This is a genomic window from Kocuria dechangensis, from assembly GCF_014636775.1.
GTDB lineage: Bacteria > Actinomycetota > Actinomycetes > Actinomycetales > Micrococcaceae > Kocuria > Kocuria dechangensis.
In genome coordinates, this window is record NZ_BMEQ01000026.1 from 39,772 (window position 1) to 50,642 (window position 10,871).

The following is a 10,871-nucleotide window of genomic DNA, read 5'->3' on the forward strand; positions in this document are numbered from 1 at the left end:
GGAGAAAAGACGTGGGGGACGCCAACAGGGAGCGGTCAGCCCAGATCTTGGCCGACAAGATCAACCTGTTACTGGACACCCTGCGCACCGAAGCCGGAGAGCCCTTCGACTTCGCCACCATCCAGCAAGGCCTCAAAGACCGCGGAGTGGCCATCTCCCGAACCAAATGGCACTACCTGAAGACCGCAGACCCCCGGGTGCGCCCCGACGAGAAGCTCCTCCGGGCACTGGGAGAGGTTTTCGGGGTGGACCCCGAGTACCTTGTACAAGAGGATGGTCCGCTCCCTCAGCAGGTCGAGCAGGAACTCCACACCGTACGGGCCCTCCGACGGGCCGAAGTTCGCAACTTCGCCGCCCGAGCCCTCGGACAGATCGACCCCGAAGGGCTCCAGGCAATCCTCGAGGTCATCGAGAAGAACGAGAACAAACACCGGGACAATTTTCAGGAGTAGCAGTCCAGCCCATGAGGTCGGCCCCCGCCACACTGGCGGGGGCCAACCTCATTGAGGGGGCGTGCATCTCAGTAAGACCTGGTCTCAATACTTGATCCGTCGTTGGCGGCTCTTCTGCCGGTGGTTCAGTGTGCCTGCACAGCCTCGACTGCGCGGGCGCGCTATCACCGGGGAGAGGTGGGTACCGTCAGGGCGAGCTCGCGCCCGTGCCGGGCCGGGCTGCCCGGGCTCGACTGCCGAGGCTTCGATGCCTACGATGGGCGCCATGCGAGGCAGCCGTGGTGCTGAGGAAGTCGCCAGCGAACCTCCACCGCTGCGCGCCGCCGTGACCCTCAGTGGCGCCCTGATGCTGGTCGGCCTCGTCGTGAACGCAGTCCAGCGCGGGATCTTCCACCCCAGCGGAGAAGAGGACCACCACGAGGCGATCTTCGCCGAGTACGCGGCGAGTCAGGGATGGGTCGCCACTCATTTCGCCGAGTTCATCCTCGTGCTCGTAGCGCTGGCCGGATTGCTCGTGCTCTGCAATGCGCTGCGCCCCGGCACGCCCTGCCTGGCCTTGCTGGCGACCGGGGCCGTCATTGCGACCGGCGCTGTGTGGGCTGTTCTGCAAGCGGTGGACGGCGTCACGCTCAAGCAGGCCGTGGATGCCTGGGCCACCGCGTCGGGACCCGACAAGGCAGCCCTGTTTGCCGATGCCGAAGCCATCCGCTGGGCAGAGTGGGGCCTGCAGAGTTACTTCCGGCTCCTCCTCGGAATGGCCTTCCTGCTCCTAGGTGTTGCGACCGTCGTCAGCCGCGTGATCCCCCGCTGGCTGGGCGTGCTCCTGCTGCTCGGCGGTTTGCTCTCACTGTTAGTGGGGTTCTCCGTCGGCTACGAGGGCCTGGAGAGCACCGTCCAGGACGCTCTGGTCATCGCCTTCCAGCTCGTCGTCCTCGCCTTCGCCGTCGGCCTGCTCGCCGTCGGCCTTCGAATGCGCCCACCGAGCTCCCGCGAGGCCGGCCCTTAGTCGACGGCCAGGCCCTCAGCAGCGCCTGTCGTCATAGCGCTCGACAGGACACGCTGTCATCGCCTGGTCCCCACAGCGCGGCGGAGACGCCGATTCCGCCGGCGGAGAGCGCACCTTGATCACAAGCCTCGGCAGGCCCGGTGTGACGACTGCGTCCTCGTCGTCATGCAGGGCCTGCGGACCATGCACAGGCGAAGGGACAACGACAGGGCGGGTTTTGAGACCACGTCTCAAGCGCCCATAGGGGTTATTGACGGGGAGGCTATCGCGGGTATGCACCACTCACTCCAGTTGAGGTGCTGAGGGACTATCCGTATGATCCTAATTGAACATGTTCAACGCTCTTCGAAACAGGGGAGTGGACCACGGGAAGGAAGTCCTCAGTGAGACTCGCCGCGAGCCCCTATATCAGACACACCCTCCAGTACGTACTGAGAGAGGGCGGATAGCAGCTCCTCAAGCCTGGACTGGTTTGCGTAGTACAGCATGGGACGGCCCCGACTGTGCTGGGCCTCAGCCTTCACGACCCCCAGGGCTTCCAGCTCGGCCAGCTGGGCACCGAGGGTCTTGGCTGGGAGGCCGGTCTGCGCCACCAGATCCGCGCGCAGCGCCGGCCCGTGCTTGAGGACGTTGATGATCGACAGCCGGACGGTGTTTCCGAACACTTTGGCGGCTTGGGCGACCAGGTCGGGCTGACCTGCGGGATGGACGACGGACGGCACGGGATTCATTGTGTCGCACCCGCCTCCTCCAGCTGACATCAGACCCGCACCCAGCAGTTGGGGATCCGTCGGGTCGCATCTGTTTCGACTGCATTAGACAGTCAGAATGTGCTACACCTCTTACAGCTGTCTAAGACAGCCATAAGGCACTGCTTCGGGAAGGGAGGTGGCTCGTGGAAGAGGAGGAGTCCCACGGCTCGTCGGCTCTGGTGGTCGCCGCCCTGGCGGTGGTCGGGGTGGTGGCGGTGGGTGTGCCCGTCGCCGGTGTGGCCGGCCTGGCCCTGGTGGCCGATCTGCAGGCCTCGGCCGGTGGGTGCACCTCTTCCACGGTCGTCTCCGGTGAGGGGTCCGGGGAGGGGGTGGTCAACGTGCCTCACGGGTGGGGTCCGCTGGTGGAGGAGGCGGCCGGGACGGCCGGGCTGCCGGTGAGTGTGGTGGCCGCCCAGCTGGAGGCCGAGTCGGACTGGAACCCAGATGCGGGCAGTCCTGCCGGGGCGGCCGGGATCGCCCAGTTCATGCCCGCCACCTGGGCCGCCTACGGGGACGGCGGGGACGTGACCGATCCTGCAGCTGCGATCCCGGCCTATGGCCGCTACATGGCAGCGTTGCGGGATCAGGTGAAGGAGGTGGCCGGCGACGACCCGGAGAAGCTGGTGCGTCTGACCCTGGCCGCCTACAACGCCGGGCCCGGGGCGGTGGTCCAGCACCAGGGGGTGCCGCCGTTCGCAGAGACCCAGCGGTACGTGGAGACGATCCTCGAGAAGGCTCAGGTCGAGTTCTCCCCGGGCTGTGAGGCCCCTCCCGGGGGCAGAGGGTGGGACGGGGACCTGGGGGAGGGGGAGTGGACCACGCCCCTGCCCGGGGGCACGGTCACCTCCGGCTACGGCGGACGCGCCCTGACTGGTGTGCCCGGTTGGGCCAACCAGCACGTCGGTGTGGACATCGCCACCCCCGGCGCCGGTAGCGGGCCGGGTGGGGTCGTGGTCGCCCCGACCGATCTGCGCATCACCGGGTTCAACGAGCCGGACGGGTGCGTGATCGCCAAGGAGAACGGTGACGACCCTGATTTCGGATTCGCCTTCTGCCACCTGGACTCCCACCGGGTGCAGACGGGCCAGCAGCTCTCCCGCGGGGAGGTCATCGGCACCGAGGGCAATCGGGGGCGCTTCGGCATGGCCACGCACCTGCACCTGGAGGTCTACGCCCCCGGTGCCCCCGAGGTCGTCTTCCCCTATGAGGGCTTCAATCTCGATCCCGCCCCGATCCTGCGGGAGAAAGGAGCATGGCCGGCATGATCCGCCACCGCCCCCAAGTGATCACGGCCCTGGCCGTGTGCGTCCTGCCGCTGGCCGCGTGCTCCTGGCAGGAGGCCCAGGAGACCTCCCACTCCTCCAGTGCTGCCCCGGCCGCCGAGGTCGGCCCGTCCAGTGCGCCCACTCCTCAGGTGCCCGGCGACGGGACGTTCCCGCGGGTTCAGGACGTGGATCGCACCGATGTGGAGTCCACCGCCCGGACGGCGGCGGTCCTGTTGCACTCGTGGGACACGGCCCTCGACCGCACCGAGACCGCGGCCGCGATCCGCGCCACCGCGCTCATGTCGGATAAGTGGGCCGAAGCCCAGGTGGAGCCGGCCCGCAACTCCGCCCAGGGGGACTGGCTGGGCCCGGCCGCGCACCGGGCCTACAGCCGGGCCCAGGCCGTGCCGGCGATCGGCGACGTCTCCCAGGAGGTGGGGTCCGACAAGGCGGTCCGTGCCTATGAGGTGAGCTGGCGGTGGGCCAGCCGGGATGGGGAACCTGCTTCAGGGACGGGTAAGCGTCAGGTGACGATCTATCTGGAGAAGCGCTCCGGGGCCTGGGAAGTCGTGGGCCACCAGTCCCAGGAGATGGCGGCGGGGGAGGCGGGCTCGTGAGCGCGGCCGTGCACCCCTGGCCGGTGATCACCCTGACCTTCGGGGGACAGCAGATCCTCGCCGAGGCCAACGGGGAGGTCCTGACCTACCCGGTCATGGACCCAGCCGCCGCCCATGAGGTTGCGGCGGACGCGGCCGCCGAAGCGTGCCGGCGGCTGGGGCTGGCGGTGTGCCGGGTGCAGGGCCACACCGAGGACGGGTCCGTGTTCGAGATGGTCGTCGACGCCGACCTGGGCACCCTCGAGGAGCACCAGCCCCCGGAGTCACCCGGGGCTGCGCCGAAGCGACGGGGCCCCCGCATCGGCGGCGGCAGGATCCGCGCCGGGAGTTCCCGTGCCGCCGCACCGAAGGGGACGCGGAGCCGCACCGCGGTGGTCTGGGGCAGCGTGGGCGTGCTCGTGCTCGCCGTCGGCACCTCCACCGTCGTCGGGGCCCAGGGTGGGGGAGGGGAACCCACCGCGGTGGTGCACACCCCGCCGCCGGCGCAGCTGCCGGTGCCGGCCCCGGCGGGGTGGGACACCTACGCCGCCTGGTCCACCCCGATGGGTGGGTCCGAGGTGAGGGCGGTCCTGGACGGGGCGGGCCGCCCGGTGAGCGTGGACGGCCACCGGCTCACCGGCCACGACCCGGCCACCGGGGTCGCGCAGTGGAACCGCACGGCGCCGTTCACCGTGACCCAGATGGCCATGGTCACCGTCGAGGGGCAGAGCCGTCTGGCGGCGGCGACGGGCAAGGAGCTGGTGCTCTTCGATCAGTCCTCTCCGGAGCCGGTGCGGGTCGAGGTGCCCCAGGAGGCGACCGTGGTCGTCGACGGGGGCACCGTGCCGCGGCTGGATCTGCCCACCCAGAAATCCCTACTGGTCACCGCCGACGGGGGCACCGTCTCCCGGGTGGTCCCGGCAGCCGCCGAGTCCCTGGAGGCCCAGGGGAAGGACCTGATCGCCGCCGACGCCAAGGCGGGGAAGGTGTGGCGGGTCGGGACCGACTCCGCCGCCCTTCCGACCCCGGCCACCCTGCCCGCCCCGTCGAAGGGGGCGGAGCTCACCTGCGTCCTCGGCAGCGTGGAGGGCCGGGTGGTGGCCGCGTGGAAGGACGGCAAGCAGACGGTGGTCGGCTTCTACGACGTGGCCCCGGACCTGGAGGCCACCACGGTGCAGCAGGTCGCGGTGCGTGAGCTCGAGGGGGAGCAGCTGACGGCCTCCACCGTCCAGGTGGACCGGGTCCACGGGCTGTTGCTGGCCTCGACGGTGCTGGTCGATGTGGAGGCCACCACGGTCCACCGCCTTGAGGGACAGGGCACGCTGTCGGCCGGCTACGCCTGGGTCACCGCAGGCGGTGAGCAGACCCGGATCAACCGCCACGGGCGCACCGAGGCCACCACCTCGGCGGAGCAGGCGGCGGTGCCCGACGTCATCACTGAAACCGGGATGGCCATCACGCGGGCGGACGGTGCCGCGGGCGGATCCCTCTACGCCCTCCTCGTGTCCGGTCCCACCCCCACTGCCGGCCCCTCACCGACTGCCAGCCCCTCGCCGACTGCCAGCCCTTCGCCGACTGCGATTTCTGAGGAGAGTTCCCGATGAAGATGACCGCGACGATCGACGCCGCCGGCACCACAAACCTGGACCTGGACGGGGATCTGAGTCGACAGACCTACCCCTCGGTCGCGCAGGCCCGCCGGGCGGTGCTGGCCACGGCCACCACCCTGGCGGAGCAGACCCGCGAGGACACCCGACTGCGCCTCGAGGACCCTTCCGGGGCCCGGACGCTCCTGGTAGCCGCCGACGGCACCACCGCTCAGCAAGAAGCCGTAGCGCCTGCGGTGGAGCGGGGATGCGTCGAAGCGACGGCACAGCCGACCGCCCAGAATCCGGGCGAGGTGGCTGCCAGCCGGAGCCGACGCGCGTCAGGGCCAGTGAGCGTGGAAGCCCCTCGCAACCCCTTCGTCGCCGCGCCTGCGGTGGTCGTGGAGGAGGACCCGATCGACGAGGACCCGATCCTCGGCGCCCGGGAAGCCATCCGGGGGCCGCAGAACCTCCAGCAGACCCTGGCCCAGAAACCGACCCCGGACGAGGAGACGGCTGCCCCGGTAGACGTCACCCAGGCCACCTTGTGGCTGGTCGGGGCCTCCGGCGGGGTGGGCACCTCCACGCTAGCCGGACTGTGCTCCGAGGCCGTTGCGGACGCTGCGGTGCAGGAACCGGGGTGGGCGTGTCGGGCGCTGCTGGTGTGCTCCACCAGCGCGGGATCCCTGGAGGCGGCCTCCCGACAAGCCCGGGCCTCGGCCACCGGCCGGCTGGCCTATGAGCTGGCCGGGCTGGTGATCGTCCACGACCGCCCCAAAAACCGGATCACCAAACCCACCCTGGCCTATGCCCGCAGTGTGGCGCGCATGTTCCCGGTGGCCATGACCGTGCCCTACGAACCGGCCTGGCGCGAGGTCGGCGTCACCCCCACCCCCTCGGGCACACGGCTGAGAACCGTGCTGCGCCGCATCGAAAAAATCGCCCGGACCGGGCACTGAGAAAGGAAACCCCCGATGATCACCACCACCTGGATGACCACCTCGCTCACCGCACTGAATGCCGTGAAGATCCCCGCCATCAACGCCACACCGACCCAGCCCCCGGGGATGGAGAACGTGACCATGATCCTGGGCTGGATCCTCTGGGGTGCGGGCCTGGTGCTGTTCGTCTACTTCATCTTCGGGCTCGTCACCGCCGGGCGGAACCGCCGCCGCGGTGATGAGGTCGAGGCCCCGGTGTGGCCGCTGGTCGCCGCCGCCCTGCTCGGGGCCGCCGGGGCGATCTGGAACATGATCACCGGCGGCTGACCCCGACCCCGATCGCTACGCAATCAAGGAGAGGGAGAGCCCCATGATGGATACGCACGACAACGACGACGCGACCCGCACTCGCCCCCGCTGGTTCGGCCCGGCGCTGATCGCCCTGGTGCTGCTGCTGGTCGCGGTGACCGGGTGGACCATCCGCAATCTGACCTCCACCGACGACATCGCGGCTCAGACCCCGGCCGCACCCACCGCGACAGCCTCCACGCAGGAGGCCTCAGAGGAAGCCATTCCGCAGCGGAGGGAGGACTTCGCCTGGGACTGCCAAGCAGACCTGAACACCGACACCGGCTCCGTGGCCAAGAAGGCCCCGGAGGTGCAGGACTGGGTGGCCGCCGGTTACACCGTGGTGCCCTCCTCCCCGGAGTTCGGCGGCTGTGAGCGACGGGATTCCGGGCTGCGGGTGGGTTTCGCCCACTCCGAGGCCGGGGCGCTGATGGCCGCGGCCACCTACGCGATGGCCCTGGACCCCTCCGTGAGCGAAGAGGCGGGCAAGAACATCGAGGTGGGCATTGCTGAGGGACCCAACCGGGACCGGTTGGAGGAGAAGGCCCAGCGCATCCGTGACGGCGTGGAGGAAGGCGACGACGGGTCCGCATCCGCGTCCACGACGCTGATCGGCTACTCCCAGGACCACTACACCGACCAGTCCGCCTCCTACCAGCTGATCTATGACCTGCCCTCGGACAACGGACTGACGACCAAGGTGGCTGTGCAGGCCGATGTGGTGTGGGAGGACGGGGACTGGAAGCTGGACCCGGCCTCGGGCACTGAGCTGATGACCTCGGACCAGTACCAGGGCCAGCCCTACGTTCAGTGGGGGCCCAAGAGCTGATGGATGTCATCAAGGACGTCGCCGGCGACATTGCCGGGGACACGGTGGAGCAGCTGATCCTATTCATGGCGGGGTGGCTGGTGGAGGTGTTCTCCACGCTGCTGGACTTCGTGGGCACCTGGTGGCTGAACATCGGCGCCCCCGACATGGGCGCAGGCTCTGCCACCGAGCGGGTGCAGGACGCGACGACGACCTTCGTCGGGGTCGCGGGCATCATCGGCACCGCCTTCGCCGTGCTGCGGATCGGACGGGACCACAACCGGGAGTCGGCTGAGAACCTGGTGATGGGCCTGATCCGCACCGTGGTCGTCTCCGGGCTGGCGGTGTCCATGGTGGCACTGTCGCTGGCGGTCACCGATGAGGTGGCCCCGTGGCTGGTGAACACCATCGCCGGCAACGCCGCCGACGACGGGCTGGGCCAGGCGATGGGCCTGAACACCCTGGTGGGCACTGGGATGGCGTTGACCACCGCCGGGATCCTGCTGGTCCTGGCACCGTTCGCGCTGCTGGGGGCGGTCCTCAACGCCGCGCTGGTGATCTTCTCCTACGGGGTGGCCGGGGCCCTGTGCGGGATCCTGCCGATCTTCGCCGCGGCCTCCACCACCCCGAAGGGACAGAAGGCCTTCGACAAGGCGGTGGGCTGGCTGGTGGCCGTGATCCTGTTCAAGCCGGCCGCGGCCGTGCTCTACGGCTTCGGCCTGGCGCTGATGAACGGCATCGACGGCACCGGGGATGAGGTGGGCAACAAGATCATCACCTTGCTCACCGGCACCGTCGTGATCTTCTCGGCCTGCCTGGCCATGCCCGCCCTGGCCCGGGTCATGGTCCCGGCCGTCAGCGCCGGCCCCCGCGGCATGGGTGCTGGCGGGCTGGCCCTGCTCGGCGGCGCGGTCGCCGTCGGCGCCCTGACCGCCGGTGTGGGCACCGCGGCCACCGGTGCTGCCGCGGCAGGGGCCGGTGGCGCTGCGGGAGCGGGTGCTGGTGGTGCTGCCGGAGCTGGCTCGGCTGGTGCCGTCGGCGCGGGGACCACTGGTGCCAGCGGTGCGGCGGGAGCCGCAAGTGGCGGGGCCGGTGCTTCCGGGGGTGCTGCTCCTGGCGGTGGTGCTGGAGCAGGCGGTGCGGGCATGGCCGGCTCCAGTGCGCAGAGCGCGACCGGGGCCCAGGCCTCCAGTGCCGGTGGGGGAGCCGGTGGGGGCTGGCCCACGGCCGGTGGCCCGGGTGGTGCGCAGAACGTGGAGACCACCTCGACCGGGGCTGAGTCCACTTCCGTGCCGGGGACCACCACCGGTGGGGCCTCGGGTGCGCAGATCGTGCAGCCCACCGCGACCGGGGCCGCTCCGGTCAGCACCCCGGGGTCCACCTCCGCGGGTGCCTCCGGTGCGGAGAACGTGCAGCCCACCTCGACCGGGGCCGCGTCGACCAGTGCCGCAGCCACGACCACGGGCGGGCCTTCGGGGGCCGAGAAGGTGCAGGGCCCCAGCGGCGGGGGCGTGGTCGGGCCGACCGGCGCAGAGCCGGTCCAGGGGACGAGCTCGAGCTCGTCCTCCGTACCTGCCGGTGGGGCATCCGAGGCGTCCGGGCCGGCGGGTGCGGAGCCGGTGGCTCCAACGACCGGTGCGGGGCCTGCCGGTCATCCGGCCGGTGAGGGTTCCTCGGCCGCGGGGGCGAAGAAATCGTTCATCGACGGCCAGCGGCTCGAATACGGGCTGCGCGAAGTCGTTCGGGACAGCGAGCAATCTATTGAGAGTGGTGAGGATCTGTGAGCAACGATGCGCAGGTGATGGTGCGCCAGTACGGCAACATCGCCGAGGACAAGACGGCCGGGCTGTTGGGCTTCTCGATGGCCTCCACCGTGGTGCTCGGGATCGGGGCGGTGGGGGTGTTCCTGTTCATCATGGCTTCCCGGATCGGGGTGGCCGCCGCCATCGCGGTGGCCGCGTTCGGGGCCGCCACGGTGCTGGGCTCCAAGGACCGCAACGGGCGCTCCATCCCGGAGCGGTGGCTGGCCAAGCACCTGTTCAGCCGGGCCGAGAAGAAGAACCGCACCACGTACAGGGCCGGGCCGGCCTCGCAGCTCCCCGACGGGTCCTTCCGCGCCCCCGGTGTGCTGGCCGGCACCGTTCCGGTGGCCTTCACCGACCTGTTCGGGCATGAGGGGGTGATGCTGTGGCACCGGCAGCTGAAGACCGGCACCGTGTTCGTCATCGCCAACTCCTCCGGGCTGGGGCTGCTGGACCAGGAGAGGGTGGACCGGATGGTGGGCACCTGGGCGGCCTTCCAGCGCGACGCGGGGTCGAACACGGAGCTGGTGCAGGTCTCGGTCACCACCCAGTCCACCACCGACCCCCGGGAGCGGCTGCCCGATGCGGTGGCGGTGGGCCGGTCCCAGGCCGGGGACCGCCAGGTGCCGGGCTTCGCGAGGGCGACGATGGATGCGGTGGTGGCTGATCTGAACCAGGACGTGCCGAAGCTTCAGCAGTGGATCGCGCTGACCTTCAGCGCCCGGGCCAACGCGGCCGAAGGCGTGCCCGAGCGCACCGCGGGCGAGCTGACCACGGACGTGTCCTCGCTGCTGAGCGGGTTCCTGGAACAGCTCGAACAAGCCGGGGCCGGGTCGGTGTCACTGATGAAAGAAACGGAGCTGATCGACCAGACGTATGTGGCCTACAACCCGCTGGCGGCCGCCGCGGTCGAGCGGGCCCGGCTCTCGGGGGCCGGCACCGGGCTGCGGTGGGAGGAGGTCGGCCCCGCCGCCGCGAGGGTGATCGGCTCCCCGGGGCGCTACGAGCACGGCGGGGTGGTCTCGAAGTCCTGGCAGATGTGGCGGCCCCCCGCCGGCACGTTCCGGGAGAACGCCCTGGTGGCCCTGCTGGCCCCCACCGCGGAGATGCTGCAGAAGCGGGTCACGGTGTTCTACCGCCCCCAGTCCCCGGACAGCTCGGCCACCCAGGTGCAGCAGGCGCTGACCAACGCCCAGTTCGCGGCGAACCAGAAGAACCGCCGCCCGACCAGCTCCCAGATCATCGCCCTGGAGAAGGCCCGGAAGGCCGAACGCGAGCAGGCCGAAGGGGCGTCCCTGGTGCGGTTCTCCATCGT

General features: G+C 70.4%; 11 protein-coding genes. 10 read left to right on the forward strand and 1 reads right to left on the reverse strand.

Features of this window, described 5'->3' with window-relative positions; translation table 11 throughout:
- Positions 1-11: 11 nt before the first annotated feature.
- Entirely contained in the window at positions 12-452 is a 441-nt protein-coding gene (locus IEW07_RS21160; protein ID WP_229741934.1) for a hypothetical protein, read from the forward strand.
- 256 nt (positions 453-708) lie between these two features.
- Positions 709-1,458, forward strand: a complete 750-nt coding sequence (locus tag IEW07_RS17110; RefSeq protein WP_188539459.1) for a DUF4386 family protein — start codon at positions 709-711, stop codon at positions 1,456-1,458.
- Between the two features lie 380 nt (positions 1,459-1,838).
- Here the strand turns inward: IEW07_RS17110 and IEW07_RS17115 are convergent, their stop codons facing one another.
- Positions 1,839-2,180 (reverse strand): ArsR/SmtB family transcription factor, encoded by a 342-nt coding sequence (locus IEW07_RS17115; protein WP_188539461.1) that lies wholly within the window; start codon positions 2,178-2,180, stop codon positions 1,839-1,841.
- Positions 2,181-2,353: 173 nt separating this feature from the next.
- Between IEW07_RS17115 and IEW07_RS17120 the strand changes: the two genes are divergently transcribed.
- From IEW07_RS17120 to IEW07_RS17155, 8 genes are all read left to right on the forward strand, one after another.
- Positions 2,354-3,475, forward strand: a complete 1,122-nt coding sequence (locus tag IEW07_RS17120) for a transglycosylase SLT domain-containing protein (protein ID WP_188539463.1) — start codon at positions 2,354-2,356, stop codon at positions 3,473-3,475.
- Positions 3,463-4,092, forward strand: a complete 630-nt coding sequence (locus IEW07_RS17125; RefSeq protein ID WP_229741935.1) for a hypothetical protein — start codon at positions 3,463-3,465, stop codon at positions 4,090-4,092. The genes IEW07_RS17120 and IEW07_RS17125 overlap by 13 nt, the downstream gene beginning before the upstream one ends.
- Positions 4,089-5,675, forward strand: a complete 1,587-nt coding sequence (locus IEW07_RS17130) for a hypothetical protein (RefSeq protein ID WP_188539465.1) — start codon at positions 4,089-4,091, stop codon at positions 5,673-5,675. Before IEW07_RS17125 ends, IEW07_RS17130 begins: the two co-directional genes overlap by 4 nt.
- Complete coding sequence (locus IEW07_RS17135) at positions 5,672-6,616, forward strand: DUF6668 family protein (protein ID WP_188539467.1); 945 nt, start codon at positions 5,672-5,674, stop codon at positions 6,614-6,616. Before IEW07_RS17130 ends, IEW07_RS17135 begins: the two co-directional genes overlap by 4 nt.
- Before the next feature lie 15 nt (positions 6,617-6,631).
- Positions 6,632-6,925 (forward strand): hypothetical protein, encoded by a 294-nt coding sequence (locus IEW07_RS17140; RefSeq protein ID WP_188539469.1) that lies wholly within the window; start codon positions 6,632-6,634, stop codon positions 6,923-6,925.
- Positions 6,926-6,968: 43 nt separating this feature from the next.
- Positions 6,969-7,775 carry a DUF8175 domain-containg protein gene (locus tag IEW07_RS17145; protein ID WP_188539471.1) on the forward strand — a complete coding sequence of 269 codons (807 nt, stop codon included), beginning with the start codon at positions 6,969-6,971 and terminating at the stop codon, positions 7,773-7,775.
- On the forward strand, positions 7,775-9,538 hold the full coding sequence (locus IEW07_RS17150) for a hypothetical protein (protein ID WP_188539473.1): 1,764 nt from the start codon (positions 7,775-7,777) through the stop codon (positions 9,536-9,538). The genes IEW07_RS17145 and IEW07_RS17150 overlap by 1 nt, the downstream gene beginning before the upstream one ends.
- Positions 9,535-10,871 (forward strand): SCO6880 family protein (locus IEW07_RS17155; protein ID WP_188539475.1); only part of this gene is annotated, 1,337 nt, incomplete at its 3' end. The genes IEW07_RS17150 and IEW07_RS17155, both read left to right, overlap by 4 nt.

Excerpts from the sequence above, each read along its gene's own strand:
- IEW07_RS17110 (WP_188539459.1), top strand. The coding sequence starts at position 709 with ATGGGCGCCATGCGAGGCAGCCGTGGTGCTGAGGAAGTCGCCAGCGAA.
- IEW07_RS17125 (WP_229741935.1), top strand. The coding sequence starts at position 3,463 with ATGGCCGGCATGATCCGCCACCGCCCCCAAGTGATCACGGCCCTGGCC.
- IEW07_RS17135 (WP_188539467.1), top strand. The coding sequence starts at position 5,672 with ATGAAGATGACCGCGACGATCGACGCCGCCGGCACCACAAACCTGGAC.
- IEW07_RS17140 (WP_188539469.1), top strand. The coding sequence starts at position 6,632 with ATGATCACCACCACCTGGATGACCACCTCGCTCACCGCACTGAATGCC.
- IEW07_RS17145 (WP_188539471.1), top strand. The coding sequence starts at position 6,969 with ATGATGGATACGCACGACAACGACGACGCGACCCGCACTCGCCCCCGC.
- IEW07_RS17150 (WP_188539473.1), top strand. The coding sequence starts at position 7,775 with ATGGATGTCATCAAGGACGTCGCCGGCGACATTGCCGGGGACACGGTG.